Source organism: Longimicrobium sp. (assembly GCF_035474595.1).
Classification (GTDB): domain Bacteria; phylum Gemmatimonadota; class Gemmatimonadetes; order Longimicrobiales; family Longimicrobiaceae; genus Longimicrobium.
This window is the reverse complement of sequence record NZ_DATIND010000097.1, coordinates 1-26,111: the sequence shown is the minus strand read 5'-3', so window position 1 is coordinate 26,111 and position 26,111 is coordinate 1. Positions and strand designations below refer to the sequence as shown.

The 26,111-nt window shown below is 71.1% G+C and carries 34 protein-coding genes and 1 tRNA gene; 18 read left to right on the top strand and 17 right to left on the bottom strand.

Features of this window, described 5'->3' with window-relative positions:
* Positions 1-423 precede the first annotated feature (423 nt).
* A complete protein-coding gene (locus VLK66_RS17695) occupies positions 424-1,623 on the bottom strand; it encodes a HAMP domain-containing sensor histidine kinase (protein WP_325310783.1) in 1,200 nt (399 codons plus the stop codon).
* Positions 1,624-1,745: 122 nt separating this feature from the next.
* Here VLK66_RS17695 and VLK66_RS17690 point away from each other — a divergent pair, with 122 nt between their 5' ends.
* Complete coding sequence (locus VLK66_RS17690) at positions 1,746-2,930, top strand: class I SAM-dependent rRNA methyltransferase (protein WP_325310782.1); 1,185 nt, start codon at positions 1,746-1,748, stop codon at positions 2,928-2,930.
* A 392-nt stretch (positions 2,931-3,322) separates the two neighbouring features.
* Here VLK66_RS17690 and VLK66_RS17685 read toward each other — a convergent pair whose 3' ends face one another.
* The 6 genes from VLK66_RS17685 to VLK66_RS17660 form a co-directional block, all read right to left on the bottom strand.
* Entirely contained in the window at positions 3,323-3,778 is a 456-nt protein-coding gene (locus tag VLK66_RS17685) for a YhcH/YjgK/YiaL family protein (protein ID WP_325310781.1), read from the bottom strand.
* The gene (locus VLK66_RS17680; protein ID WP_325310780.1) at positions 3,775-4,032 is read right to left on the bottom strand and encodes a hypothetical protein; all 258 of its coding nucleotides are present in this window, start codon (positions 4,030-4,032) and stop codon (positions 3,775-3,777) included. The genes VLK66_RS17685 and VLK66_RS17680 overlap by 4 nt, the downstream gene beginning before the upstream one ends.
* A complete protein-coding gene (locus VLK66_RS17675) occupies positions 4,029-4,577 on the bottom strand; it encodes a CAP domain-containing protein (protein WP_325310861.1) in 549 nt (182 codons plus the stop codon). The genes VLK66_RS17680 and VLK66_RS17675 overlap by 4 nt, the downstream gene beginning before the upstream one ends.
* 2 nt (positions 4,578-4,579) lie before the next feature.
* On the bottom strand, positions 4,580-5,485 hold the full coding sequence (locus tag VLK66_RS17670) for a deoxyribonuclease IV (RefSeq protein WP_325310779.1): 906 nt from the start codon (positions 5,483-5,485) through the stop codon (positions 4,580-4,582).
* A 197-nt stretch (positions 5,486-5,682) separates the two neighbouring features.
* A complete protein-coding gene (locus VLK66_RS17665; protein WP_325310778.1) occupies positions 5,683-6,090 on the bottom strand; it encodes an endonuclease domain-containing protein in 408 nt (135 codons plus the stop codon).
* Positions 6,091-6,238: 148 nt separating this feature from the next.
* Positions 6,239-6,520 carry a hypothetical protein gene (locus tag VLK66_RS17660; protein ID WP_325310777.1) on the bottom strand — a complete coding sequence of 94 codons (282 nt, stop codon included), beginning with the start codon at positions 6,518-6,520 and terminating at the stop codon, positions 6,239-6,241.
* Between the two features lie 190 nt (positions 6,521-6,710).
* Here VLK66_RS17660 and VLK66_RS17655 point away from each other — a divergent pair, with 190 nt between their 5' ends.
* The 10 genes from VLK66_RS17655 (at position 6,711) to VLK66_RS17610 (ending at position 16,473) form a co-directional block, all read left to right on the top strand.
* Entirely contained in the window at positions 6,711-7,364 is a 654-nt protein-coding gene (locus VLK66_RS17655) for a hypothetical protein (RefSeq protein WP_325310776.1), read from the top strand.
* A gap of 92 nt (positions 7,365-7,456) precedes the next feature.
* A complete protein-coding gene (locus tag VLK66_RS17650; RefSeq protein ID WP_325310775.1) occupies positions 7,457-8,668 on the top strand; it encodes a polysaccharide deacetylase family protein in 1,212 nt (403 codons plus the stop codon).
* A gap of 445 nt (positions 8,669-9,113) precedes the next feature.
* A complete protein-coding gene (locus VLK66_RS17645) occupies positions 9,114-9,608 on the top strand; it encodes a hypothetical protein (protein ID WP_325310774.1) in 495 nt (164 codons plus the stop codon).
* A gap of 382 nt (positions 9,609-9,990) precedes the next feature.
* Complete coding sequence (coaA, locus tag VLK66_RS17640) at positions 9,991-10,941, top strand: type I pantothenate kinase (RefSeq protein WP_325310773.1); 951 nt, start codon at positions 9,991-9,993, stop codon at positions 10,939-10,941.
* A 443-nt stretch (positions 10,942-11,384) separates the two neighbouring features.
* Entirely contained in the window at positions 11,385-12,452 is a 1,068-nt protein-coding gene (locus tag VLK66_RS17635; RefSeq protein WP_325310772.1) for an NAD(P)H-dependent flavin oxidoreductase, read from the top strand.
* A gap of 142 nt (positions 12,453-12,594) precedes the next feature.
* A complete protein-coding gene (locus VLK66_RS17630; protein ID WP_325310771.1) occupies positions 12,595-13,818 on the top strand; it encodes a winged helix-turn-helix domain-containing protein in 1,224 nt (407 codons plus the stop codon).
* A gap of 96 nt (positions 13,819-13,914) precedes the next feature.
* On the top strand, positions 13,915-14,379 hold the full coding sequence (locus VLK66_RS17625) for a hypothetical protein (protein WP_325310770.1): 465 nt from the start codon (positions 13,915-13,917) through the stop codon (positions 14,377-14,379).
* Between the two features lie 269 nt (positions 14,380-14,648).
* The gene (locus tag VLK66_RS17620; RefSeq protein ID WP_325310769.1) at positions 14,649-15,131 is read left to right on the top strand and encodes a hypothetical protein; all 483 of its coding nucleotides are present in this window, start codon (positions 14,649-14,651) and stop codon (positions 15,129-15,131) included.
* Positions 15,132-15,205: 74 nt separating this feature from the next.
* On the top strand, positions 15,206-15,970 hold the full coding sequence (locus tag VLK66_RS17615) for a hypothetical protein (protein WP_325310768.1): 765 nt from the start codon (positions 15,206-15,208) through the stop codon (positions 15,968-15,970).
* A gap of 221 nt (positions 15,971-16,191) precedes the next feature.
* Positions 16,192-16,473 (top strand): hypothetical protein, encoded by a 282-nt coding sequence (locus tag VLK66_RS17610; RefSeq protein ID WP_325310767.1) that lies wholly within the window; start codon positions 16,192-16,194, stop codon positions 16,471-16,473.
* Positions 16,474-16,554: 81 nt separating this feature from the next.
* Here the strand turns inward: VLK66_RS17610 and VLK66_RS17605 are convergent, their stop codons facing one another.
* From VLK66_RS17605 to VLK66_RS17560, 10 genes are all read right to left on the bottom strand, one after another.
* Positions 16,555-18,012 carry a hypothetical protein gene (locus tag VLK66_RS17605; RefSeq protein ID WP_325310766.1) on the bottom strand — a complete coding sequence of 486 codons (1,458 nt, stop codon included), beginning with the start codon at positions 18,010-18,012 and terminating at the stop codon, positions 16,555-16,557.
* A gap of 392 nt (positions 18,013-18,404) precedes the next feature.
* The gene (locus VLK66_RS17600) at positions 18,405-18,647 is read right to left on the bottom strand and encodes a hypothetical protein (protein WP_325310765.1); all 243 of its coding nucleotides are present in this window, start codon (positions 18,645-18,647) and stop codon (positions 18,405-18,407) included.
* Positions 18,648-18,694: 47 nt separating this feature from the next.
* Entirely contained in the window at positions 18,695-18,937 is a 243-nt protein-coding gene (locus VLK66_RS17595; RefSeq protein ID WP_325310764.1) for a pinensin family lanthipeptide, read from the bottom strand.
* A gap of 116 nt (positions 18,938-19,053) precedes the next feature.
* On the bottom strand, positions 19,054-19,266 hold the full coding sequence (locus tag VLK66_RS17590; protein WP_325310763.1) for a hypothetical protein: 213 nt from the start codon (positions 19,264-19,266) through the stop codon (positions 19,054-19,056).
* Positions 19,267-19,295: 29 nt separating this feature from the next.
* A complete protein-coding gene (locus VLK66_RS17585) occupies positions 19,296-19,514 on the bottom strand; it encodes a hypothetical protein (protein WP_325310762.1) in 219 nt (72 codons plus the stop codon).
* A gap of 32 nt (positions 19,515-19,546) precedes the next feature.
* A complete protein-coding gene (locus VLK66_RS17580; protein WP_325310761.1) occupies positions 19,547-19,765 on the bottom strand; it encodes a hypothetical protein in 219 nt (72 codons plus the stop codon).
* A 13-nt stretch (positions 19,766-19,778) separates the two neighbouring features.
* Positions 19,779-19,994 (bottom strand): pinensin family lanthipeptide, encoded by a 216-nt coding sequence (locus tag VLK66_RS17575; RefSeq protein WP_325310760.1) that lies wholly within the window; start codon positions 19,992-19,994, stop codon positions 19,779-19,781.
* A 35-nt stretch (positions 19,995-20,029) separates the two neighbouring features.
* Positions 20,030-20,179, bottom strand: coding sequence for a hypothetical protein (locus VLK66_RS17570; RefSeq protein WP_325310759.1), 150 nt, complete (start codon positions 20,177-20,179; stop codon positions 20,030-20,032).
* Between the two features lie 16 nt (positions 20,180-20,195).
* Positions 20,196-20,417 (bottom strand): hypothetical protein, encoded by a 222-nt coding sequence (locus VLK66_RS17565; RefSeq protein ID WP_325310758.1) that lies wholly within the window; start codon positions 20,415-20,417, stop codon positions 20,196-20,198.
* 88 nt (positions 20,418-20,505) lie between these two features.
* Positions 20,506-20,715: a hypothetical protein gene (locus VLK66_RS17560; RefSeq protein WP_325310757.1), complete on the bottom strand. Its 210-nt coding sequence runs from the start codon at positions 20,713-20,715 to the stop codon at positions 20,506-20,508.
* Positions 20,716-21,096: 381 nt separating this feature from the next.
* On the opposite strand from VLK66_RS17560, the gene VLK66_RS17555 reads away from it, so the two are divergent.
* The 7 genes from VLK66_RS17555 to VLK66_RS17525 all read left to right on the top strand — a co-directional run.
* A complete protein-coding gene (locus VLK66_RS17555) occupies positions 21,097-21,744 on the top strand; it encodes a TetR/AcrR family transcriptional regulator (RefSeq protein ID WP_325310756.1) in 648 nt (215 codons plus the stop codon).
* Positions 21,741-22,694 (top strand): HlyD family secretion protein, encoded by a 954-nt coding sequence (locus tag VLK66_RS17550; protein WP_325310755.1) that lies wholly within the window; start codon positions 21,741-21,743, stop codon positions 22,692-22,694. The genes VLK66_RS17555 and VLK66_RS17550 overlap by 4 nt, the downstream gene beginning before the upstream one ends.
* Complete coding sequence (locus VLK66_RS17545; RefSeq protein WP_325310754.1) at positions 22,691-23,461, top strand: ABC transporter ATP-binding protein; 771 nt, start codon at positions 22,691-22,693, stop codon at positions 23,459-23,461. Before VLK66_RS17550 ends, VLK66_RS17545 begins: the two co-directional genes overlap by 4 nt.
* Before the next feature lie 412 nt (positions 23,462-23,873).
* Positions 23,874-25,004 carry an ABC transporter permease gene (locus VLK66_RS17540; RefSeq protein WP_325310753.1) on the top strand — a complete coding sequence of 377 codons (1,131 nt, stop codon included), beginning with the start codon at positions 23,874-23,876 and terminating at the stop codon, positions 25,002-25,004.
* Positions 25,005-25,083: 79 nt separating this feature from the next.
* A complete protein-coding gene (locus VLK66_RS17535; protein WP_325310752.1) occupies positions 25,084-25,287 on the top strand; it encodes a hypothetical protein in 204 nt (67 codons plus the stop codon).
* A gap of 537 nt (positions 25,288-25,824) precedes the next feature.
* A tRNA-Thr gene (locus VLK66_RS17530) sits at positions 25,825-25,897 on the top strand.
* A 55-nt stretch (positions 25,898-25,952) separates the two neighbouring features.
* On the top strand, positions 25,953-26,111 hold a 159-nt coding region (locus VLK66_RS17525; protein WP_325310860.1), incomplete at its 3' end, for a GTP-binding protein.

Here is a 26,111-nt window from a genome sequence, read left to right as displayed (position 1 = left end):
CCCAGCTATCCCGAACGGAGGTGACGGCGAAGGGACGATGCGGGGAGAAGCTTCGGCTCGTGTCTCCGCCATCGCGCCCTCTCCGGCCGGCTCAGGCCGTCCACCTCTCCCGTACCGGGAGAGGTAGCCATCCCGCACCACCGCCACGACCAAGCTCCTTCGCTACCGGGCTTCGCAGGCCGCGCCGATGCTGGACAGCCCCCTCGCCCGGAACGGGAGAGGGCGAGCGCTCCAGGGCGCGGGGAGAGGGCCCACCGCGGGCACCGAGCCCGCCCTTCGCCACCCTCGCGCGGAGCGGAGATCTCCTCGTCCCCGTCGTGGGGAATCACAGGAGGAAGGGGATGACCGCCATCTCGTCATCCCCTTCCTCCTGTGTTCGATCGAGATCCCCCGCGGGCAAGATCCCCCGGCCGTGTGAAGATCCTACCCCGGCCCCGGCAGATGCAGCGTGAACGCGGCGCCGCCCGGGTCGGCGTTGCCGGCGGTCAGGTCGCCGCCCATCGCCCTGGCCAGGCGCCGGGAGATGGCCAGGCCCAGGCCGCTCCCCGGCTCGCGCTTGGCCTTGGTGCCGCTGGCGATCTGCAGGAACTCCTCGAACACCGCCTCCTCGCTCCCGCCGGGGATCCCCGGCCCGGTGTCGGACACGCGGATCCAGCCGCGGCCGCCCTCGACCGACGCGGCCAGCGTCACGGCGCCGTCGTCGGTGAACTTCACCGCGTTGGACAGCAGGTTCACCAGGATCTGGCGGACGCGGCCGGCGTCCACCTCCAGCAGCTCGTCGCGGTGGCCGTCGATCTCCAGCCGGATCTCCAGCCCCTTGCTGCGCGCCTGCGGCTCCACCGCCACCATCGCCTCTTCCACCAGCTCGCCCAGCGTCACCGGCTCGCGGCTGAACTCCATCCGCCCCGCGTCCAGCTTGGCGATGTCCAGCACGTCGTTCACCAGCTGCGCCAGGTGGCCGCTGACCTGGCAGATGCGCTCCACCATCTCCAGCTGGTGGGGATCCAGGTCGCCCATGATCCCGTCCTGCAGCAGCTCGCTGTACCCCATGATGGCGGTGATCGGCGTGCGCAGGTCGTGGCTCATGGCGCTGAAGAAGCGCTCGCGGCGCACCGCCGCCTGGCGCAGCGCGTCGTAGCGGGTGGCGTTGCGGAACGCCGCCGCCGCCTGCAGGGCCACCGTCTCCACGATCCGCACCGTCTCCGCATCGACCTCGCGATCACCCTGCCACCCGGCCACCAGCGCGCCCCCCGCGCCCTCGCCCGCCAGCGGCACCGCGACCGCGCTCGTCCCGTCGGCGGACGCGACGGCGGTGCGGCCCCGCGCGCGCGCCTCGTCCGCCAGCGCGAGGAGGCGTTCGGCGGCGTCGGGGGACGGGTCCGCGGCGCCGCACCACTGCCGCGGCGTGTCGAAGATGGGGATGGCGGCGAGCGCGAGCTCGGCCCCGGCCAGCTCGGCCAGCGTGCGGCAGACGATGGAGAAGATCTCCTCCGGGTCGACCGTGTCCGCCGCGGCGACGGCCATCGACCGCAGCGACTCGAGCTCGCGCACGCGCGCGTCCGGCATGGGCGCGGTCGCGGCGGTGGCGGAAGGCTCGGGTGCGGTGACGGTCTCCTGCGCCATCGGCGTCGCGGGCAAAGGGGGATGGACGGACGCGCGGCGGTGGCGCCGTGGCGCGGGGGCAGTATCTTTGCGCCCCGCGCCGGGCACGCCCGCCCGGCCCGACCGAGCCAGGAGAGCATGACGTGAGCCTTCCGCCGCTACGTCTCAGGAAGAACGAGGACCGCAGGCTGCGTGCCGGGCACCTGTGGGTGTTCAGCAACGAGATCGACGTGGAGCGCACCCCGCTCCCCGGCTTCGAGCCGGGCGAGATGGTGGAGGTGCAGGACGCGCGCGGCGCGCCGCTGGGCGTGGGCTACGTGAACCCCCGCTCGCTCATCGCCGCCCGGCTGGTGAGCCGCGACCGCGACGCCCGGCTGGACCGCGCGCTGCTGAAGCGCCGTCTCGCGCGGGCGCTGAGTCTTCGCGAGATGCTCTTCGACCGCCCCTTCTACCGCCTGGCCTACGGGGAGAGCGACGGAGTGCCGGGGCTGGTGGCCGACCGCTTCGGCGACCACGTGGTGGTGCAGCTCACCACCGCGGGGATGGAGCGGGCGAAGGACGACGTGGTGCAGGCGCTGCGCGACACGCTGCAGCCGGCGGGGATCCTGTTCCGCAACGACTCGTCCGGCCGCGCGCTGGAGGGGCTGGACACGTACGTGGAGACGGCGTTCGGCGAGGTGCCGGCGGCGGTGCCGCTGGAGGAGAACGGCGTGCGCTTCGAGGCCCCGGTGGCGGGGCAGAAGACGGGATGGTTCTACGACCACCGGATGAATCGCGCGCGGCTGATGGCCTACGCCCGCGGCCGCCGCGTGCTGGACGTGTTCAGCTACATCGGGGGATGGGGGGTGCAGGCCGCGGCCGCCGGCGCGGAGCACGTGGTCTGCGTGGACGCCTCGGCCGAGGCGCTGGAGCACGTGGCCCGCAACGCCGCGCTGAACGGCGCCGCGGAGCGCGTGTCCACGCGCAAGGGCGACGCGTTCGACGTGCTGCGGATGATGGCGGCGGAGGGAGAGAAGTTCGACGTGGTGGTCCTGGACCCGCCGGCGTTCATCAAGCGCAGGAAGGACCAGAAGGCGGGCGAGGAGGCGTACCGGCGGGTGAACCAGCTGGCGCTGGAGGTGCTGCGGCAGGACGGCATCCTGGTCTCCGCCAGCTGCTCGTACCACCTCCCGCGCGAGGCGCTGCAGGACGCCATGCTCCGCGCCGCGCGCAACCGCGGCCGCTCGCTGCAGATCGTGGAGCAGGGGCACCAGGGCCCGGACCACCCGGTCCACCCCGCCATCCCTGAAACCGCCTACCTGAAGGCCTTCTTCGGGCGCGTGGGATAGACGGAAAGGGGTTTCGTACGAAATCCGGGAGAAGGATCGGTGCATCCGACCCACTCACGTGCTGCCGCGCCCACAGATCCTTCGGCCTGCAAGGTGTGGTGCCGATGCGAGTTGCGGTGTGGCCGGCCTCAGGATGACGTCGGGTGGGTGCAGCGCGGATGCAGAAACCGGTCTCCCGGGTGATGCCAGATCTGGCAATCAACTGTGCATGATAGACGCACAGAGATGACGTCACCCTGAGGCCAGCCAGACCGTCGTTGCCTCTGCACGGGCGGCTGCAGGCCGAAGGATCTACAGGCGAGGTCGCACGTGCGCTTCCGGATGAGACGCAGAGGCACGGAGAACCGCGATGAGTTCTCCGTGCCTCTGGTTTTCCGTGCCTCTGGGTGAGATCAGCTGAGCCGGACCTTCACGACGACCTTGCGGACCGCGTCCCGGCCGCCGGCCATGCACCCCGGCTTGTGTCCGTCGGGGGGATGGAAGATGGCGACGTCGCCGGTGCGGAGGAGGAGCGAGCTGGAGGCCTTCGGCTCGGCGTAGAAGACGATGTCGTTCGAGGCGTCGAACGGCGTCTCCACCACCAGCGAGCCGGTGGGCGCATGCAGGATGCGCTCGGCGCCCGCGGCCACGTACTGCACGTCGACGTAGGCGCGGTGCGATTCGAAGCGCTTCTCCGTGGCCGGGCCGGTGTCGTAGCTGGAAACGAGGGCGAAGACGCGGGCGCCGTCGATCGCGTGCCGCCCGTCGGCAAGCGACGGGTCGAAGGCGCGGAGCCACGCCAGCCCCGCCGCGATCCCCGGCGCCAGCGCGGCGTAGGCGTCCGCGGCGGCAAGCGTGGTCAGGATCATTCGCCGCCCGTCTCCACGTGGTCGATCCCCTGCGCGGTGATGCGCACCGTCAGTCCGTGGCTCCCGCTCTTCCGCACGAACCCGTGGTCCTCGTGGTAGCGGACGACCCGCTCCGCGTCCTGCCGGGTGATCCCCAGCTCCGCGGCCAGCTCGTAGCCGTCCAGGTACTCGCTCTCGCCGCCCTCGCTCTGCTCGTACAGCCGTTCCAGGAACCGCCGCCGCAGCTCGCGGCGGCGGCGCATCTCGTCGCTCATGCGGGGGTGTAGAACACCTGCGTCCACCGCAGGTCGCGGTAGCCCACGCCGGTGCGGGTGTAGCGGCAGTTCTCGATGTTGCGGCGGTGCCCCGGCGACTCCAGCCAGCCGCGCACCACCTCCTGCGCGCTCTGCTGCCCCATGGCGATGTTCTCGGCCAGCGCGCGGTAGCTGCCGCCGCCGGCGCGCAGCCGGTCGACCGCGGTGTGCCCCTCGGGCGAGGTGTGGTCGAAGTAGTGGCGCGCCGCCATGTCCTCGCTGTGCGCCTGCGCCGCCTCGGCGGCCGCGCCGTCCCACGCCAGCGGCGCGCACCCGGCGCGGGCGCGGTCCGCGTTCACCAGCCGCGTGACCTCGGCCTGCAGCGCCGTCATGCGCGCCTCGTCACCCGCCGCCCGGGCGGCGGTGTGGACACCGGCGCGGGCGTCCACCCGGGCGCCGCTGCCCGCGGTGCGGACGGGAGCCACGCGCTCGCTCGCACTGGCGTACGACGAGACCGTCGCCATGCACCCGGTGAGGGGGAGCGCCAGCGCGCCCATGACCATCATCGTCACCCCGGTCCTTCCCACTTCTGCAGCTCCTTCAACAGGTCGGCCATGCGGACGTCGTATGCGTCCGCGGAGGCGTCACCCTCGTCTACATCGTAATTTTGTTGTGGAGTTTCGAGGATGAGCGGGACCCCCCGGCTGCGCCTGTCTTGCAGAAGCCATGCGAAAGCGTCGCGCCCGATCTGGCCCTCTCCCAGGAGGACGTGGCGGTCGCGATTGCTGCCCAGCGCGCCCTCGCTGTCGTTGAGGTGAAAGAAGCCCGGGCGCTCGCCCGTAGCCTGTTCGAATTCGTCCAGGATCTCCGAAAAACGGCGCCGTGACTGGTTGATGTCGTATCCGGAAGCGTACAGGTGGCAGGTGTCCAGACCGTAGCCCGTGCGTTCGCGCAGCTCGTCGGGAACGTGGCGGAGGATGTCGCCGACCTCGGCGGCGGTGCGCCCGAGCGTCTTGCCGGCACCGGCAGTGTTTTCCACCAGCAGCCGCGTTTTGCCGACTGTGTTGCGAAGTGCGAGGGTGATCGCGCGGGCTACCCGCTCGGCCGCTTTCGCGGTGTCGCCGTCGCTGGCCGAGCCGGGGTGGAAGCAGACCTGGCCCACGCCCAGGGTGGTGCTGCGCTCCATCTCCTTGGCCAGGCCGCCGGCCGCGCGCTCCCACTTGGCCTCGTCGGCGGTGGCCACGCTCAGGACGTAGGCGGCGTGCACCATCACGTGCTCGGGCTTCATCCCGACGTCCTCCAGCGCGGCGTGGAAGCGCTCCACGCGCTTGGGGCTGATGCCGGACTTGTCGCCGTAGAAGGTGGGCTTGGCAGTGAAGATCTGGACGGCGCTGAGCCCCGCCGCCGCCGCCCGCCGCGCGGCCATGTCGATCCCGCCGTTGTCCACCGCGTGCGTGCCGAAGATGTGGTCCATGCGAGTTCTCACTGTTGATCAGGAAGCGGGCGCCGGTTCGCGAGGCGCGGAGTGCGGTTCAGGTGTCGAAGTCGCGAGGAGGATCTTGCTCCCAGGCATCCCCCCATGCGACTGGGGCTTGGCGTCGCCCGGCGCCGCGGCCCTCTCCCCCCCGGCGCCCTCCCCCCAAACTGCCTGGGGGAGGGGGAGATGGTGGCTCATTCTCCGGCTTCGTCCCGTTGCGACGGGTCTCGCGGGCCGAGCGCTGCCGCGATTTTCGCGAGGACGGAGGCGACGTCGTTCAGCACTTCTTCGTTGCGGAAGCGGATCACCTTGAAGCCGGATTGCTCGAGGGCGCGGGTGCGGTACTCGTCACGCATCCGCTGCTCCTCCTCGTCGTGGTACTCGCCATCGACCTCGACCACGAGCTTGCGCGCGCGACAGTACAGGTCGAAGACGAAGCGCCCGACCGCGTGCTGCCGCCGGAAGCGGTAGCCGTCCAGCGCGCCGCGCCGGACCTGCTGCCACAGCACGTCCTCCGCGCGAGTGGATGCCTTCCGCATCTCCCGCGCGGCCAGATCGAGCTCCTGTGTCGTCCCGCGAATCCTGCGATGTCTGAATCGCATCGAAATCTCGCAAAACGCGATTAGTCTCCCCCTCCCCCAGGCAGTTTTGGGGGAGGGGGCCGGGGGGAGAGGGCCGCGGCGCCGGGCTGACGATGATCCCCGTCGGATGCCGAGAAAGCTGGAAAGCCGCAGCGACGCCGCGGCTCGCTCAGGCCCGCATCCGCCCGCGGCACATCTCGCGCAGCCGCGCCTCGTTCCCCTCCAGCTCCGTCACCAGGCGGCGGACCTCGGCGGTGGAGGCGGCGTTGGGGAGCTCGGCGCTGATCTCCTGCGCCCCCGCGGCGCGCGGGAGGAACACCACCGTCACCTTCCACCCCTCCACCCCCGTGGCCTTGCGCGCCACCAGGTCCACGCTGTACTCGGCGCCGTCCACCTCCAGCCGGTTCGCCAGCCGGTGCTCCTTCCACGAGGAGCTCCGCGATAGAGCCATCGCCGTCCATCTCCAGTGTTCGCCGGTGTGGCCGCCCCGGCTCCGCCAGGGCGGTTGTCGGCGGGCGGCGGAGGGTGCATCTTTCTTCGTCCGGATCGCCCGCCGGAGCGCCGGTTTTGCGGCGCCGCAGCAAGATAGCCGGGCGCCGCCGAGCCCGGCAAACAAGGCCCCCTCACCCCACGATCATCCCATGCCCTCTCCCGTCTCGAGCTGGTTCGAGCGCCTTCCCGAAGAGGTGGACCGCAAGCTGGAGCGCGCCGAGGCCCTGGCCCGCGAGGACATGGTCGAGACGCACGCCCGCCTGGCCACCGACCTGGTCGGCATCCTGGCGCCGCGCATGCCGTTCGACGACGCCATCGAGCGCTACCTGGAGAGCCTGGGGCTGGACGGCGAGGACGCCGAGGCGGTGGGCACCCGCGCCGTGGCGCTGCTCGACGCCACCGACGTGCGCGAGGACCTGGCGCGGGAAGGGACGCGCGGGTGGGGATTCAACTGGCGCTACGCCACGCCGCTGGGCGCGCTTCGCTTCATCCAGCGCCAGAAGAAGCGCAGCGACGAGGAGCGGCTCTGGCTGGAGCTGGCCGCCGCGCGCGCCGAGGAGAAGCTGGCCGACGCCCACGCCCGCCACGCGCAGACCTTCGTCGACATCCTGGACGAGGAGGTGGACCCCGCGCGCGCCGTGGAGCTGTACGTGGAGCGGCTGGACCTCCCCGAGATCCGCGCGCGCATCGTGTACCAGCGCGTGCTGGCGCGGCTGGCCGAGTCCGAGCTGCCGCGGCTGAACGAGGACGCGCCGCCGGCGCCGCCCGCCGAGGTGGTCCCCGGGAGCGGCGCCGCGGGCTGACCCGGCGTCCAGCATGGACCTTGCACCCCGCGTCCGGCCGGACGCGGGGTGCTTTGCCTGGCGACACACATTTCGGGGGAATGGGACGGAAGATGACGACGCTCGGGAAGCAGGCGGCCGCCGCGGCCGCCCTCGCGCTGCTGCTCGCGGCCTGCGGGGGCGACAGGGGCGGCGCGGAGAAGGGCGATGCCGGGAAGGCGGGCTCGCCGGCCACGGCCGGGGGCGACACCTCCGCCACGGCGGCCAACGGGAGGCAGGCGAACGGCGGTGCGGCGGCGGCCGCGCCGGGGCAGGACAACGGCCCGAAGGCCAACACCGGTCCCAACGAGCTGGGGCGGATCCTGGTGCTGGAATACCACCGCATCGGGCCCAAGGAGGGCGAGTGGTACCGCAGCGAGGAGCACTTCCGCAACGACCTGAAGATGCTCTACGACCGCGGCTTCCGGCCCGTCACCATGCGCGACGTGGCCAGCGGGAACATCAACCTCCCGGCGGGGACCTCGCCGGTGGTGTTCGTGTTCGACGACTCGTCGCAGGGGCAGTTCTACTACCAGCCCGACGGCTCCATCGACCCGCACACCATGGTGGGGATGTGGGAGGCGTTCAAGCGCCAGAACCCCGCCTGGAGCGGCGGCGGCACCTGGTGCGTGCTCCCGGGCGCCGTCTACCCGAGCAACTTCTGGGGCGAGAAGAAGAGCAACGAGATCGCGCGCGAGCAGCGGGAAGCGACGATCAAGAAGAAGGTGGACTTCCTGCTGCAGAACGGCCACGAGATCTGCAACCACACCATGTGGCACGCGCAGCTCTCCAAGTACCCGGACGCGTTCGTGCAGGAGCAGATCGGCAGCGGGCAGGATTCCATCGCCCACTACCTGCCGGCGGACTACAGGATCACGACGTTCGCGCTGCCGCTGGGGCTGTGGCCCCGGAACCGGCCGCTGGCCTGGCACGGCACCTACCGCGGCGGCAAGTCGTACGACTACCAGGTAGTGCTGGAGGTGTCGGGTGGCGCCAACGTGTCGCCGTTCGACCGCTCGTGGGACCCGCACTCGGTGGACCGCTTCATCGCGGCCCCGAACGCGCTGGAGAACCAGCTGAAGCGGTGGGACGCGAACCCCGCCGAGCGCTACGTCTCCGACGGCGACCCGAACACGGTCAGCTACCCGCAGCGCGAGGCCTCGAAGGCCGGCAACCTGCGCGGCAAGCAGGGGAAGGTGGTGCCGGATTCGGGACCGCCGGCGGGTGGGGCACCGGGCGCGGCTCCAGCGGGGGCGGCTCCGGCGCCAGCAGGGACGAAGTCATAGGACAAGTGCCAAGTCCCAAGTGCCAAGTCGGGTGAAATAGCGCGGGGCGGCCGATCATCGGCCGCCCCGCTCTGTCCTGGCACCAGATCGATACACACCTGGATGCCGGAAAGCAGTCCCGCAGGGACTTCGTGCCGTTGTTGCCCCCGAATTCCATTCGGGGAGAGCAGGAAAGCGAGAGATCGGCGGCAACCCGCGCCATCCCTGCCGCCTCGCTGTGACACGCGGCGTCCCTGCGCGTAGACAAGGCGCGGCCGGGCGCGTGCTTGCGCGCGGTCGTGCGGCGGGGCTACGCTGTTGCCGCGCATCCACTTGCGGATGCTGGAGCGCGGCCGGAGCGATGCTTGCCTTCAGCGCGGCGCGGCTGCCGCGGCTTGCGCGGCGCATCGGACGCGGCGCCCGACGGCGCCGGACCCAACCCCGAAAACCAGGAAAGCCCAAGGCCATGAAGAAAGCCATCGTGGGTCTGTTCGCGGTTGCGGCGCTGGCCGCCGGCACCGGCCGCGCCGCCGCGCAGGGAACGCTGCCGATCTCGCTCGAGGCGCGCATCGACGCCGGCATCCCCACCGGCGACCTGGGCGACGCCACCGAGGTGGGGCTGGGGTGGGGCGTGCAGGCGGCCTTCGACCTGACGCCCAACTTCGCCATCTACGGCGGCTATTCGCAGTTCAGCTTCGACGTGAAGGACACCGACGGCGTGAACGTGAAGGACGACGGTTTCGACCTGGGCGGCCGCGTGCTGCTGGGCACTGGCGCCGGCGTGTGGACCCCGTTCGCGCAGTTCGGCGTGCTCTTCCACGACGACACCGGCTTCGAGGTCGGCCTGGGCGCCGACTATCCGGTGGGCACCGGCGTCTCGCTCACCCCGCTCGCGCGCTTCCGCAAGGTGGGCGACGCGCAGTACTTCGGCGTCGGCGTGGGGCTGTCGCTGCGGCCGTAGCCCGCGCTTCGCGTCGGAGTACGAGAGTACGGAAGTACGAAGCGCGAGCAGCGCCCGAGGGAAGATCAACCGCGCGGGCGGCCGATTCGGCCGCCCGCGCTGCTTCGGTGATGTCGAGCGCGCCGGCATCATCCACCGCCCGGATGCTTCGGCCGCAGTCCCGCAGGGACTTTGTGCAGTTGTTGCCCGCCAATTCCATTGGCGGGAGGCAGGAAGGGCAGGGGATAGCGGAGGCGGAGGCGCCCCGATGTCGTCCCCGCACTGGCACGCGCCGCATCTCCGCCGTAGTCTCATCTGCCCGCGAAACGGATGGGACGCCGCCCCACACGGAATCCCCATCGTACTTCCGTACTTCCGTACTCCCGTACTTTCGTACTCCCAAGTGATCGTCGACGGCGGATTCTCCCCGCACATCGAGTTCAGCCGCGAGGAATGGGCGCGGCTGCGCGGCAACACGCCGCTCACGCTGTCGCACGACGACCTGGACGCGCTGCACAGCGCCGACGAGCACGTGAGCATGGACGAGGTGATGGAGGTCTATCTCCCCCTCTCGCGCCTGCTGAACCTGTACGTGGCCGCCACGCACCAGCTCTTCCGCGTCACCGACACCTTCCTGGGCAGCCCCGCGGCCAAGGTGCCGTACGTGATCGCCATCGCCGGCTCCGTGGCGGGGGGGAAGAGCACCACGTCGCGCATCCTGCAGGCGCTGCTGGCCCGCTGGCCGGACCACCCCAAGGTCGACCTGGTGACCACCGACGGCTTCCTCTTTCCCAACGCGGTGCTGGAGGAGCGCGGGATCATGCACCGCAAGGGCTTCCCCGAGAGCTACGACCTGCGGCGGCTGGTGGGGTTCCTGGCCGAGCTGAAGTCCGGCGCCGACGAGGTGCGCGCGCCGGTCTACTCGCACCTCGTCTACGACATCATCCCCGGCGAGGAGATGGTGGTGCGCCGCCCCGACATCCTGATCCTGGAGGGGCTGAACGTGCTGCAGAGCGGGGCGGGCACGGGCGACCGGCCGCCGCGCGTGTTCGTCTCCGACTTCTTCGACTTCTCCATCTACATCGACGCCAGCGAGGCGGACCTGGAAACGTGGTACCTGCAGCGCTTCGAGCGCCTGCGCGAGACCGCGTTCCGCGACCCGAGCTCCTTCTTCCACCAGTACGCGGTGGGGATGAGCGAGCCCGAGGCGATGGAGTTCGGCCACCAGGTGTGGGCCACCATCAACGCCGTGAACCTGCGCGAGAACATCGAGCCCACGCGGGAGCGCGCGCGGCTGATCCTGGAGAAGGGGAAGGATCACCGCATCGAGCGGGTGTGGCTGCGGAAGCTGTAGACGAAGTGCGGAAGTGCGGGAGTGCGGGAGTGCGGGAGTGCGGGAGTGCGGGAGTGCGGGGCGATGATGGTGGGCCGCGTGGCATTAGAGATGGGCGGGCTTTGGTGCTCGCCGCGGGCCCTCTCCCCGCGCCTTAGAGCGCTCGCCCTCTCCCGTTCCGGGCGAGGGGGGCGGGGCAGCGGCGGTGCGGCCTGCGAAACTCCGCTCACGCGAATGGTTTCGGTGTGCCGGGGGCCAGCCGGGCGGGCAAGATGCATTCGTCCTGGCACTGATGCTGGAAGGCTACCTCTCCCGGTACGGGAGAGGTGGACGGCCTAAGCCGGCCGGAGAGGGCGCGATGGCGAGGCGGCGCACGATCGCCTGAAAGCAAACGACCCAACGGTCTTGAAGCGAGATGGGGATGATGACGATTCCCCGATCGCGCGCACGACGGAGATCTTTCGATGGCGATGAACCCCAACGCATTCCTCCAATCCCTCGGCATCCGGCACCCGATCGTGCTGGCGCCGATGGGCGGCGGGCCGAGCACGCCCGAGCTGGTGGCTGCCGTCTCCAACGCGGGCGGGCTGGGGATTCTCGGGACGGCGTACATGGCGCCCGGGCAGATCGCCGACGCCATCCGCCGCATCCGCGCGCTCACGGACCGCCCGTTCGGCGTGAACCTGTTCGCCGGCGCGTGGGCGCAGCCGGCCGGCGTGGATGCCGCGCCGATGCTGGCGATGCTGGGCGAGGCGCACGCGCGGCTCGGCATCGACCCGCCGGTGCTGCCGGAGGTGCCGCCCGACCCGTTCCCTGCGCAGATGGAGGCGGTGCTGGAGGCGCGGCCGCCCGTCTTCACCTTCACCTTCGGCATCCCCGCGCCCGAGGTGATGGCGCGGGTGCGCGAGGCGGGGATGCGGAGCTGGGGGACGGCGACCACGCTTGCGGAAGCGCGCCTCCTCGCCGAGGCCGGCGCCGACGCGGTGATCGCGCAGGGCGCCGAGGCCGGGGCGCACCGCGGCACCTTCGCCGCGCCGTTCGAGGCGGCGATGGTGCCCACGCTGGAGCTGGTCGCGGGGATCGCGCGCGAGGTGCGCATCCCCATCGTTGCGGCGGGCGGGGTGATGGACGGGCGCGACGTGGCCGCGGCGCTGGCGGCGGGCGCATCCGCGGCGGCGCTGGGGACGGCGTTCCTCGTCACCCCCGAATCCGCCGCGTCGGAGGCGTACCGGCGCGCGCTGCTGGATGCGCGCGACGACACCACCGTCATCACCCGCGCCTTCTCCGGCCGCCCCGCGCGGGGACTGCGCAACGAGTGGATCGATCGCGTCGCCGCGAACGAGGGCGCCATCCTCCCGTATCCGCTGCAGAACGCGCTCACCCGCCCGATGCGCACCGCCGCGGGCCAGAAAGGCGAGCCCGGCTTCCTCTCCCTCTGGGCCGGAACCGGCGTCCCCCGCGCCCGCCCCATGCCCGCCGCGGATCTGGTGCGCACGCTCGTCGCGGAGATGGAGGACGCGAACGGCAGCTGAGATCGCACCGATGAAGTCCGCGAAGGCGGACTGCGTGCCGTTGTAGCCGCGAGTTCACTCGCATTTTTCGCCGACTATCCCGATCTTCCCGATCAATCCCGATCAATCCCGATCAATCCCGATCACCGATCTATCCTATTCTTTGCCCATCTCCCTGACCCCCGACGCCGCACGCGCGCTGATGCTGGCCGCGATGGGCCTCGACCGCCGGCCGCGCCGCCGCGCGACGAAGGCCGACGTGCTGGCGTGCATCCGCGGCATGGGCGCGCTGCAGATCGACACCATCAGCGTGGTCAACCGCAGCCCGTACTTCGTGCTGTGGTCGCGGCTCGGCGCGTACGAGCCGCGCTGGCTGGACGAGCTGCTGGCCGGGGGCGCGCTCTTCGAGTACTGGGCCCACGAGGCGTGCTTTCTTCCCATCGAGGACTACCCGCTCTTCCGCAACCGCATGCTGGACCGCGGGTGGATGAAGTGGCGCTTCAGCCACGCGGTGATGGAGAAGCACCCCGACCAGGTGGCGCGCGTGCTGGAGACGATCCGCGAGCACGGCCCGGTGCGCTCCGCGGAGCTGGGCGCGCCGAAGTCCGGCAGCGGCTCGTGGTGGGGATGGAAGCCGGAGAAGCGCATCCTGGAGTCGCTCTTCACCGCGGGCGAGCTGATGATCGCGCGGCGCGAGGGGTTCCAGCGCGTGTACGACCTGCGCGAGCGCGTCCTCCCCGGCTGGAGCGACGCCGCGCTCCCCTCGCGCGAGGACGGCCACCGCGCGCTGGCGCTGAAGGCCGTACGGGCGATGGGGATCGCGAAGGCGAAGTGGGTGGCCGACTGGTACCGGATGGCGAAGAAGGACACGCCGCGCATCGTCCGCGAGCTGGCGGCGGAGGGGGCGCTGCTGGAGGTGGCGGTGGATGGCTGGAAGGAGCCCGGCTACGTGCACCCCGGGCACCGCGCGCTCGCCGAATCCGCCGCGGCGGGGAAGATCCGGCCGGTGCTGACGACGCTGCTGTCGCCCTTCGACCCGCTGGTGTGGGACCGCGCGCGCGGCAGCGAGCTGTTCGGCTTCGACTACCGGCTGGAGTGCTACACCCCCGCCCCCAAGCGCGTCTACGGCTACTTCACCCTCCCCATCCTCCGCCGCGGCGCCCTGATCGGCCGCGTGGACGCCAAGGCGCACCGCAGCGAGGGCGTGTTCGAGCTGAAGACGGTCCACCTCGAGCCCGGCGTCCGCATCACCCAGGGGCTGGTGGACGACGTCGCCCGCGCGGTGCGCGAGTGCGCGGCGTGGCACCGCACCCCGTGCCTCGCCGTCCGCCGCAGCAACCCGCCGGAGCTCGCCGCAAAGCTCTCCGCCGCGATGGAGATGGAGTAGCCGCGCAACTTCGCCCGCGCGCCCGCGTATCAGCACGTGAGACCGGCGCGCGGCGAACGGCTGCGCACTCTCGCACTCTCGCACTTTCGCACTCCCATGCCGCTGACTTCGTCGGAGAAGAAGGACTACATCCTCCGCATGATCGAGGAGATCCGGCACATGCTGGCCGGGATGATGGGCCGCATGCGCGAGGGCGGCTCGCCCGACGAGATCCTGGCACGGGCGCGAGAGGGCGTCGGCAAGCTGCTGGGCCCGCTCGCCTCGGTCGCCCCGCGCATGGATTCGGTGACCGCGGGGCAGATGGTGGGCGAGCCCGACGTCCTGGGCGCCTGGGCCGAGGTCACCGCCGCCGAGGCGGACGTGCACCGCGCGCGGGGCGACGACCCCGGCGCGAACGCCGCCGCCCGCCGCGCGCTGGAGCTGGCCGTCGAGGCGCACCTGCGCACCCCCGCCGACCGCGCCGACTTCCTCGCGCTGGTCGCGCGCCTGCGCCCGCAGGTGGACGCCGCCGCGCTCGTTACGCGCCACCGCGACGCTCTCGGCGCCATCCCCGTGGACTGACCGAGCCGGGCGGGCAGGATAGAGTCATTGCAGCGCAAGAGTTGCCGAGCTACCTCTCCCGGTACGGGAGAGCTGGACGGCCTAGGCCGGCCGGAGAGGGCGCGATGCCGGAGGCGCGCACGACCTTCCGAACGCCCTCTCGACGCATTCTCCGATTGATCCCATCTCCCCGCACTTTGTCATCCCGCGCGGCCGCCGTGTCAACTCATCGGCGCGCCGCGCGTTCTTTCACGAACCCGAAACCGGCCCACGCTTTCCCGATCCGTCTCATGAAAACGCGCATCATCGCCGCCGTATTCGCCCTCGCCGCGCTGGCGGGGTGTGACCACAACCCGTTCGCCGCCCCCGAGGGGCTGGTGGGCACGTGGCAGAGCGACACCTGGACCGCGACCTTCCCCATCCCCTCCGGCGCCACGCCGGGCACCATGCGAGAATTCTGGTCGCTGGCGCCCGCGGGCACGTACAGCCGCCACACCGAGTTCTGGACCGCCGCGGGCGCGGCGTACACCACGTACGTGGAGACGGGGACGTGGGGCACGGAGGGCGACGAGCTGGTGCTGACGGCGCTGATGGCCGCCGAGAACCCGCAGCCGCTCAGCGCCCAGCCGCTCGAGCCCCGGCTCATCAAGCCGCGGGTGATGCGGAGCGTGTACGCCGTCGCCGGCACCGAGCTCACCCTCTCGCCACCCTGCTCCGGCTACGCGATCTGCGACGGCCCCTCGCGGGTGCTGCACCGGGTCCTCGAGAACTGACCGGCGCGGCGAGTGCGCGGCGCGGGGGTGATGCGTTAGCTTTGCGCATCACCCCCGCACTCGTTGGGAGCCCCATGCGCCGCATCTCCATCCCCCTGATCACCGCCGCCGTGCTGGTCGCCGCCTGCCGAGCCGCGGGCGGCGCCGCCGAGCCTCGCCCGTCCGGCGCGCCGCTGCAGGCCGTCGTCTCGCTCACCGCGGACTGGGATTCCACCGGCGCCGTGCTCCAGCGCTACGAGCGCGCGAGCGCCCGCGCCCCCTGGCGCGCGGTGGGCTCGCCCTGGGCGGCGACGGTCGGGCGGACGGGGCTGGCGTGGGGGCGCGGCCTGGCCGCATCGCACGGCGCCGGCCCGGAGAAGCGCGAGGGAGATGGAAAGGCGCCGGCCGGCATCTTCCGCCTGGGCCCGGCGTTCGGCTACGCGCCGGCGGACTCGGTGGCGTGGATCCACCTGCCGTACGTGCACAGCCTGCCCAGCGTGAAGTGCGTGGACGATGCGACCTCGCGCTTCTACAACCGCGGTCTGGTGAACCAGGACACCGTGGCCGCGCCCGACTGGGACAGCCACGAGGAGATGCGCCTCGCCAGCGGCGTATACCGGCTGGGGATCTGGGTTTCGCACAACGACGCGCCGCCGGTGCCGGGCGGCGGGTCGTGCATCTTCATGCACGTGTGGCAGGCGCCCGGCGTCCCCACGGTCGGCTGCACCGCGATGGACGGCGGGGAGATCGAGGTACTGCTGCGGTGGCTGGACCCGCGCGCCCGCCCCGTGCTGGTGCAGGCCCCGCGCGCCGCCTACCCCGCGCTCGCCGCGGCGCTGGGTCTCCCGGCGTCGTCGTAGCCGGCCGATCGCTGCACCGGGAACCACGATTCGCCGCGCCAGAGGCGGCTGAAGCCGCGGCAACGACGAAGGAGAGCCTCGCGAACCGCGCGAGGCTTCAACGGCATCGGGTCGCGGGGCACATCCGGAATCTCGCGCGGCCTTCCGCACTTGCGCCCGCCGCAGCGCGGTGGCAGCATCCTGCCGATCCCGATCGATGGGCCCCCAGGATATGCGCAGGAATGGCCGTCCCCGACTTTCCGACCGATCATCCCCATCCGCCGCGCGAGCCGGTGCAGGTGCGCACGGCGGTGCTGCTGGCGCTGTTCTTCGGCCCGCTGGGGCTGATGTACACCAGCATCGGCGCCGGACTCTTCATGCTCTTCCTGATGGTCGTGCTCGGCCTGTTCACGGTGGGGATGGGGATCCTTCCCGTGTGGGGACTCTGCGTCGCCTGGGCCTACCTGGCCGCCACCCACGCCCGCGACCACCACGCCCCGCCGGGCGACGGAGACGCGGGCTGATCCGAACTCCGCGGCGAATGCCGAAGGGCCCCGGGCGATGAACTCGCCCGGGGCCCTTCGCCGTCATCGGCCGGCCGCGTCTCAGTGGACGTGGTCGGTGTCGCTGGTGCGGATGGTGACCCACCCGTTGTAGGTCATGTCCTCGCGGTACACGTCGGCGTCCACGAAGGTGTCGCCGTAGTAGTCGGTGCGCGAGCTGTTGGGGCGGTACACGATGTTGCCCAGGAAGTCGTCGTCGCTCTGGAACATCGCGCCGGTCAGGTTGCGCAGCGCGTTGGCCGTGGCCGGGTTGATCAGGATGTGCCCGGTGGCCACCTGCAGCAGCAGCGTGGTGGCGCGCTGCGCGGCACGCAGGTTGTCGTACAGCTGGTTCAGCGTCGAGCGGCCGCTGTACACGATGTCGCAGGCGGTGTCGTCGTCCTCCCACATCTGGATCGACCACGGCGCCGAGTACACCGAGAAGTACGCCGAAACCTCGGCCTTGGTCAGGAGCTGGCCCTGCACGCTCCACGACGAGTGCGTCCAGTCGTTGGCGTTCTGGTCGAAGTACTTGGCGCCCGAGCCGTTCTGGCCCGCGCAGGCGATCTTCTCGCCCTGGCTGTCGGCGTACAGCGTGGGCCCGATCACGAACACCTCCACCTCGGCGTCGCCGCGCGGCCACGACTCGCGCAGGTCGCTCATGTGCGTGGCGTCCATGTACACGCCGGCCGGGTAGCTCGGCGCGCTGATGCCGCCGCCGCCGCCACCGCCGTCGGTGGGGCACTCCGTGATGGCCGTGGTGGGATCGCAGTCGCCCGGCGCGATCATGGCGCGGGGGCCTTCGATCTCCGAGCCGTCGGAGAAGCGCGAGCGCGAGCGGATGTTCTTCTCGCCCGGGCGGGCCAGGGTGCCCAGCGAGCGGCCGCCCTGGTCGTCGGCGTTCGAGAACTGCGCCGGCATCGGCTGCGTGAACGCGTTCTCCTGCGTCACCAGCACCAGCACGGGGGTGGCCGGGGGCGTGTCGTTGTTCAGCGTCACGGGCGAGCCGCTCAGGTCGAAGCCCACCGGCGCCGCGTCCTTCACGATCTGCGAGGCCACGATCAGCTCCGGGCCGCCGGTCCAGGCGGCGCGGTGCTCGGGCACCGGCATGTAGAACTCCAGCGGGCGGATCGTCCCGACCATCTGCAGCACCGCGGCGCGCGGGTCGGTGGCACCGGCACCGGGAGCGCGCGTGGCCTTCTCGCCCGCGAGCTTGTCCAGCAGCAGCGCGCCGCCGCCCTGGCCGCGCAGGTAGGAGCGGAGCTCCAGCTTGTGCTCGCGGCTGTAGCGCGAGGAGCGCAGATCCGCGAACACGCGCTGCCGCAGCTCGGGGTCGCGCAGCGCCACCGCCACCATGCGGGTCAGCTCGGTGGCCGCTTCCTGCTCGGGCGAGATGGCGGGCGCGGGGGCCGTGGTGGGCGCGAGCGGGGTGTCGGCCTGGTCGGCGCAGGCCGCCGCGAGGGCGCAGGCGGCCAGCACGGCCGCGGTCCGCGCGGGGCGCGGGAACTTCCACTTCGACATCTGGGGGGCGTCCTTCCGGTGGGTGGAGAAGGGGACGATCGCCTCGCGCTGGATGGGACGCGAAGGCGTAAAACAATCCGCCTCAGGCGTGCGGGTGAGGTCGCACAGAGCGCCTAAGTCGTTGGGCAGCAATCGGATGAGCCGCGCTCAACGTTTCCGAAGCTATAAACAAATGTCTGGTATTACAAGGGGAAGAATGGATTAATATCTGGCCGTTCAGGCGCGTCCAGTCACCGCGCTCCCATCGCTGCGCCTGTGGCCCGCCAGCGTGCCGGCACCCACGAACGGGCGGGAATCATCCCCCCGAAAAGGAAAGTGCGCCGGACCCGAGGGCCCGGCGCACTCCCGCACTTCCGCACTTCCGCACTAACGCACTTCCGCACTTCGTGCGGTCAGACGCAGCAGGGCTGGCACACGCTGAGGTCCTCCGTGCCGCCGCAGAACCGGGTCCGCGGGAAGGCGGCGCACTCGCTCTCGGCCGAGGCGGGAAGGATGCCGCAGGTGCCGCCGCAACTGGCGGTGCACACGTCGCTGCACACGTCGTGGCCGCGCACGGTGCCCTTCAGCGCCCGCTCGTTCGCGATCTCGAAGCTCTCGACCGCGAGCTGCTCCAGGTTCAGGCTCATCTTCTTCATCGTTCTCTATTCCTTCCGCGAATCCGGTTCAGATGGGACGGGATGCGTCAGACGCAGCAGGGCTGCGATCCGCAGATGTCCATGGTGTCGCCGCAGAACTTGGTCTGCGGCAGGGCGTTGCACTCGGACTGCACCGAGTCCAGCGGCGCGCCGCAGGTGCCTTCCGCGCTGTAGGTGCACAGGTCGCTGCACACGTCGTGGCCGCGCACGGTGCCCCTTCTCGCGCGGTCGCTGTCGGTCTCGAAGCTTTCCACGGCGAGCTGCTCCAGGTTCAGCCGCATCTTCTTCATCGCTGTCTCTCCTTGAAAGTCGATTCGGGGATCGATCGGGCGCGGCCCGGTGATGGGTCCGCTCCGGAGCGCGGGCCGCGCGGGCGCTCCGGAGCGGTGTGGGTGGATCGGAAGGGTCAGGCGCAGCAGTTTCCGCTGCACAGCGGCGTGGCGGCGAAGTCGCCGTCCTTCTCGGCCAGGCTGTCCGGCGCGATCCCGCAGGTGCCGGGCGGGCAGCTGAACGTCTGGCAGCCGCTGTTGGCGCGCACGGTCCCGCGGCGGTCTTCGGGAACGAAGGTTTCGAAGCTCTCCACCTTCAGTCCGGCCAGGTCCAGCGTAAGCTTCTTCATCGTCTACTCCTCGTTCGGGTTGCGCCTCGTCAGACGCAGCAGGCCGGGGTGCAGTTCGGGGCGAACGTCCCCGCGTAGTCGCCGTTCTTCTCGATGTCGCTGAGGGGCTGGGCGCCGCAGGTGCCGGGCGGGCAGCTGTAGGTCACGCACCCGCTGTTCGCGCGCACCGTTCCGCGGCGGTCCTCGGGAACGAAGGTCTCGAAGCTCTCCACCGTCAGCGCGGCCAGGTCCAGCGCCAGCTTCTTCATGGCGTCCTCCACGTGGGATCGGGGACCGCGCCTCAGTAGCAGCAGGCGGGGGTGCAGTTCGGGGCGAAGGTCCCGGCGTAGTCGCCCTTCTTCTCGATCTCGCTGGCGGGCGGGGCGCCGCACGTGCCCGGCGGGCAGCTGTAGGTGATGCAGCCGCTGTTGGCGCGCACGGTCCCGCGGCGGTCCTCGGGGACGAAGGTCTCGAAGCTCTCCACCTTCAGCCCGCCGATGTCCAGCGTAAGCTTCTTCATGGAACCCTCCTCATCAGACGCAGCAGGCCGGGGTGCGCAGCCCGTTGAAGATCAGCGCGTAGTCGCCGTTCTTCTCCAGGTCGCTCGCGGGGATGTTGCCGCAGGTTCCCCCGCAGCTGGCGGTCACGCACGCGACGTTGGCGTGCACCGTCCCGCGCTTCTCCTCCGGAACGAAGGTCTCGAAGCTCTCCACCTTCAGCTCCGCCATGTCCAGGTTCAGCTTCTTCATCGCGCCCTCCTTGGGGGATGGGGAACCGCGGCGGATCACCCGGTGGTGTCGCCGCACAGGTCGGGATAGGTGCAGTCGCGCTCGAAGGTGCGCATCGTCGTCGGCAGCGTCGCGGCGGCCTCGGGATCGGCGGTGGCGAACGACTCCACGGCCAGCTCGTCCAGCTCCAGTCTCGTCGGTCTCATGGGCGATCCTCCCGGCTCAGGCGACGGCGACCGTGCCGCCGATCGGGCACAGGTCGGGCGTGGTGCACCCCGGCTCGTACGTCTTCATCGGCGCGACGGCGACGGTTCCGTTGGGGCAGAGGTCGGGGGTGGTGCAGCCCGGCTCGTACGTCTTCATCGTCCCCACCGCCGGGTCGGACGACGTGGTCGGGAACGATTGGACCTGCAGGTCGCCCGGATTCAACAGAAACGAATCCATCGGTCCTCCTTGCCGGGTTGAGGTGATCGCGAGACGGACGAAAACGCCCCCGGACGCGGGGTGCGCCGGGGGCGGAGGCGTGCGGCGGTCAGACGCAGCAGTGCGGGATGCTGGCCACGTAGCCGTAACAGATCTCGGTGTCGGGCGGCGGCGAGAAGCCGCAGGTCCGGGCGCAGCTGGGGTAGTCCGGGTCGGTGTATCCGTGGGCGCGCACCGTCCCGCGGGCGCCGCCGGTGTCCGCGGTGCGGAAGCTCTCCACTCGCAGGTCGCCCGGATCCAGCAGCAGCTTCTTCTTCATGTTCGTCTCCATCCACTTCACCCCGCGGCGGATTAGGCGCGACGGAGTGAGCAGTCCCGGCGACGGCTGTGCGCGTCGTGCGCTTACCGTCAGGTGTTTCCGAGCGCTGCAATCGAATTGCAGACCAACATCTAAATTCGACTGAAAACGGAAGAAGTCAAGACACTCGCCTGCGATTCTCATCCTGCTACGGAACGAGGATCAGCAAAGCCGGTTCCTTCGAGGGCAACGATGCTTCTCTACCCGCCCGGATACAGCCCATCGAGGTCCGCGAAGGCGGACTTCGGGCCGTTGTTGCCGCGAATTCATTCGCCCTTCCGCACCTGAGACTCACCACAACGCCCTTGCGCCGAGTTAATCAACCGATTAATCAATTCCATCATGGAAACCGAGGCGGCCACACGCGACCTGATCCTCGACGCGGCGGAAGAGCTGTTCGCGCGGCAGGGGTTCGATTCCACCACGATCAAGCAGATCGGCGCGCGGGCGGACGCCAACCCCGCGCTCATCTACTACTACTTCGGCAGCAAGGACACGCTCTACCGCGCCGTCCTCAGCCGCCTGTTCGAGTGGCTCCTCGGCGCGGCCGCGCGGCGCATGGAGCCCGGCCTTCCGCCGGACGAGGCGGTCCGGACGCTCATCGATTTCCAGTCCGGGCGCCTGCGCGAGCGGCCCACGCTCCCGCGCATCCTCGCGCGCGAGATGATCGACCCGCACGCCGAGCACGCCGCCGAGCACATCGGCCAGCTCGCCGGCGGCGTCTTCCGCGTCGTCTGCCAGCTCATCGAGCAGGGGCAGAAGAGCGGGCTCTTCCGCCCCGACCTGGACCCGCGCTTCTGCGCCATCAGCGCCGTCTCGCTCGTCCCCTACACCCACATCGTGCGCCCGGCCATGGGCGTGCTGCTGGACCGCGGCCCCGGTGCCGCCACCGACGACGACCTTGCCGCCTACGCCCGCCACGCCGCCGCGTTCGTCCTCTCGGCGCTCGAGGCGAGGCGGGGTGGAGCAGAAGATACGGAGGAAGGATGAGACGGATCGCGCTCGTGCTCCTGCTGGCCGCATGCGGGCGCGGCGCGGATGCCGACATGGCCACGGGAACGCTGGAGATGACGGAGACGGATGCCGCGCCGCTGCAGCCCGCGCGCGTCGTCCGCATGAACGTGCGCGAGGGCGACACCGTGCGCGCGGGCGACACCCTGGCCGTGCTGACGCAGACGGTCGCGGTCGGCGACGTGGGCGTGCGCGAGGCCACGGTGCAGCAGGCGCAGGCGCGGCTGAACGAGCTGCAGGCCGGCTCCCGCCCCGAGGACGTGGCCCGCGCGGGCGCCGACCTCGCCGCCGCGCAGGCCGAGGCCGACCGCGCCGCCCGCGACGTGGAGCGGCTGCGTCCGCTGGCCGCGCACGGCACCGTCAGCCGCCAGCAGTTCGACGCCGCGCAGACCGCCGCGCGCGTGGCCGCCCGCCGCCGCGACGCCGCGCGCGAGGTGGCCGCCGCCGTGCGGAGCGGTCCCCGCCGCGAGGAGGTCGAGGCCGCGCGCGCCCAGGTTTCCGGCGCGCAGGCGGCGCTCCGCACCTCACAGTCGACCGCGAGCGACCTGACGCTGACCGCGCCCGTCTCCGGCGTGGTCGTCGGCCGCTACGCAGAGCCGGGCGAGGTGATCGCCGCCGGCCAGCCCGTCGTCACCCTGGGCGACGCGGCGCACCCGTACACCCGCGTCTACGTCGGCGAGCGCGTGCTCCCGCGGCTGCGCGTGGGCGACCCGGTCGACGCGCGGCTCGACGGCTTCCCCGAGCGTGTCTTCCGCGGGCGCATCACCGCCGTGAACAGCAAGGCCGAGTTCACCCCGCGCGTGGCGCTGACCGAGCGCGAGCGCGCCGACCTCCTCTTCGGCGTCCGCGTCGACTTCCTCGCGGGCCAGCCGATGCTGAAGGCCGGGCTCCCCATCACCGTCACCTTCCCCCGCGCCGCCGCGCGATGACGGACCCCGGCGCGCGCGACCCGTCCGCCGCCCCCGCGGTCGTCACCGACGGCCTGCGCAAGGCGTTCGGCCCGCTCGTGGCCGTCGAGGGACTCACGATGAGCATCGCCGCGGGCGAGGTGTTCGGCCTGCTGGGCCCCAACGGCTCGGGAAAAACGACGACCATCCGCATGCTCTGCGGCCTGATGGCCCCCAGCGGCGGCAAGGCCACGGTGGTCGGGTTCGACGTCGCCACGCAGTCGGAGATGGTGCGCCGCAACATCGGCTACATGTCGCAGAAGTTCGGGCTGTACGACGACCTGACGGTGCTGGAGAACATCCGCTTCTACGCCTCCGTCTACGGGCTGGCCGGCCGCGAGCGGCGCGAGCGGATGGACGAACTGGTCGACGAGCTGGGCCTGGCGCAGCGCGCGGGCCAGCTCGCCGGCACCCTCAGCGGCGGGTGGAAGCAGCGGCTGGCGCTGGCGTGCTCCACCGCCCATCGCCCGAAGATGCTGTTCCTCGACGAGCCCACGGCCGGCGTGGACCCCGCCGCGCGCCGCACCTTCTGGCAGCTCATCTACGATCTCGCGCGGCGCGGCACCACCATCCTGGTCACCACGCACTACATGGACGAGGCCGAGCGCTGCCAGCGCATCGCCTTCCTCTCGCGCGGCCACCTGATCGCCGTCGGCACCACCGCCGAGATCACCGCGCAGTTCGGCCAGCCCACCATCGAGGACGTCTTCATCGAGCTCCAGCGCCGCGACGAGGGAGCGATCGTATGAGGGGTGAGCTGTTGGAACCGCAGGCTTTGGGCGTGTTTGGCGCCGAGGCGCCAAAACGGGCTGCGCGCGCGGTAGGCAACGATACGACTGTTGCCAACCGCGCCGGGCCCCCGCCGCGCATGCATCCGGTCGATTCCGCGGCCTCGGCGCGGCGCGGCGGTGTCCCGGCCCTCCGGGCGCGCATCCCTCACGCAGCGGCCATGGCGATCGGCGGCCGCCGCGATGCTTCTCCCCCCGCCCCGATGCCGCGGCCGCAGTCCCGCAGGGATTTCGTGCAGTTGTTGCCCGCCAATTCCATTGGCGGTGAAGATGCCTGCCGGAGCGCCCCGGGCGCCGGACGACGCGCTGAGTTCCGCACTATCGCACTTTCGCACTCTCGCACTTTCGCACTTCCGTTCGCGGAGCGAGCCCCATGAGCCTCCGCGAGCAGATCCGCCACTGGCGCCTCTGGCCCATGCTCTGGAAGGAGTTCGTCCAGATGCGCCGCGACCGGCTCACGCTGGGGATCATGGTCATGATCCCCGCCATCCAGCTGGTCATCTTCGGCTTCGCCATCCGCACCGACGTCCGCCACCTCCCCACCGTCGTCCTCGACGAGAGCGGCACCACCGAGAGCCGCCGCCTGGTCGACGTCATGCGCAACACCGGCAACTTCGACGTCGTCGCCTACGTGCAGAGCCGCGCCGAGGTGAAGCGGATGATCGACCGGGGCAGCGCCCGCGCCGCCGTCGTCATCCCCCCGGACTTCCAGCGCGGCCTCAAGCGCGGCCGCGGCGCCACCGCGCAGGTCATCGTCGACGCGGCCGACCCCATGGCGTCGCAGAGCGCCATGTCCGGCGCCATGCTCGCCGGCCAGGCCAGCGCCGCCGAGCTCACCGGCCGCCGCGCGGCGGCCATCCCGCTGCTGGACGTGCGCGTGCGGCCGTGGTACAACCCCGCGCTCCGCAGCGAGGTGTACATCGTCCCCGGGCTGGTGGGCGTGCTCCTGTCGATGACCATGATCCTCATCACCTCGCTCGCCATCACCCGCGAGCGCGAGCGCGGCACGCTGGAGCAGCTCATCGTCACCCCCATCGGCAAGACCAGCATGATGCTGGGGAAGATCCTCCCCTTCGTGCTCGTGGGGTACGTGCAGATGACGGTGATCCTCCTGCTCGGATGGGTCCTCTTCGGCGTCCCCGTGCGCGGGAATCTCCCCGGGCTCTACGCCATCAGCCTGCTCTTCGTGCTCGCCAACCTGGGGCTCGGACTCTTCGTCTCCACCGTCGCGCGCACCCAGGCCCAGGCGATGCAGCTCTCCTTCATGCTGCTGATGCCCAACATCCTCCTTTCCGGCTTCATGTTTCCCCGTGAGGCCATGCCCAGGGCGATGCAGTGGATCAGCACCGCGCTCCCGCTCACGCACTACCTGCGCGTCCTCCGCGGCATCCTCCTGAAGGGCGTCGGCGTCGGCGACCTGTGGCAGGAAGCCGCGATCCTCGCCGTGATGGCGATCGTTATCCTGATGCTCAGCGTTGCCCGCTTCTCCAAGACGATCGAGTAGCAGGCCGGTCCGTGCGAAGGCGTGAATCGTGCGGCGCGCGGAGACTCGCGGGATCTTCACTCACGCCAGGAGGGAGCCGATGCGCACGAGATCGCTGATCCGCCGGGGAGCGTTCGCCGCCGTGGTGGCGGCGTCGCTGGGGTTCGGGGCCGCGCAGGCCACCGCCACGCCCGCGAAGTCGGACGCCGGGTTCCGCGGGTGCTCGCAGAACGCCTGCGACATGAAGTGCGCGAAGACCGGCCAGACCGGCTTCTGCGACGGCCGCGGCTGCCGCTGCCTCTGACGCCGCAGGCGACCGGGAAGGGAGATACGGAAAAGAATGAGGCGCGCGGCCCGGAACCCGGACCGCGCGCCCGCTTGCTGCCCGGACGCACGGGGAATCCGGATACGCGGCGCGGGCGGTGGGGGGTGCGCGGTTCGATGCTTCTCCCGCAGATGTGGCGGGCGGGAGTCCGCGAAGGCGGACTTCGGGCCGTTGTTGCAGCGAATTCATTCGCCCTCCCCTCCCCGGCCGAGCGGAACCGATCTCCCGCCGCGGCGTATCAACCGCACACTCGACAACGAAGCGGGCAGTCCGGCAACCCTCCCGGTGAGGGCGGGCGCGGGGGTTGACTCCGGAGGAATTCTCCGGTAACTTCCTCGTCTTGCACTCCGCCGGGAGAAGTGTATCCAGCGCACCATCGGCCGAAAGGCGCGGCGGGCGCATGGAAGCTCTCCGCGAGTGCAGCAGACGCCACGAGGCCTTGCCGGTCGCAACGACGCGGCAAGGTCTCCTGTTCGTCTTTTTCGGGCAGAGGTGCCCGGAAGCGTCGGAGGACGGGCTCGCGTAGCTCAGCCGGCAGAGCACTTCCTTGGTAAGGAAGAGGCCATGGGTTCGAGTCCCATCGCGAGCTCCTGGACGGCCCTCCGGACCGACATCAAACCCCCGGATCGGAACCAGCAAGGATCATGGCCAAGGCGAAGTTCGAGCGCAACAAGCCGCACGTGAACGTGGGCACCATCGGCCACGTGGACCACGGCAAGACCACGCTGACCGCGGCGATCACGCGGATCCAGGCCGCCAAGGGGCTGGCCGACTTCATCTCGTTCGACAACATCGACAAGGCT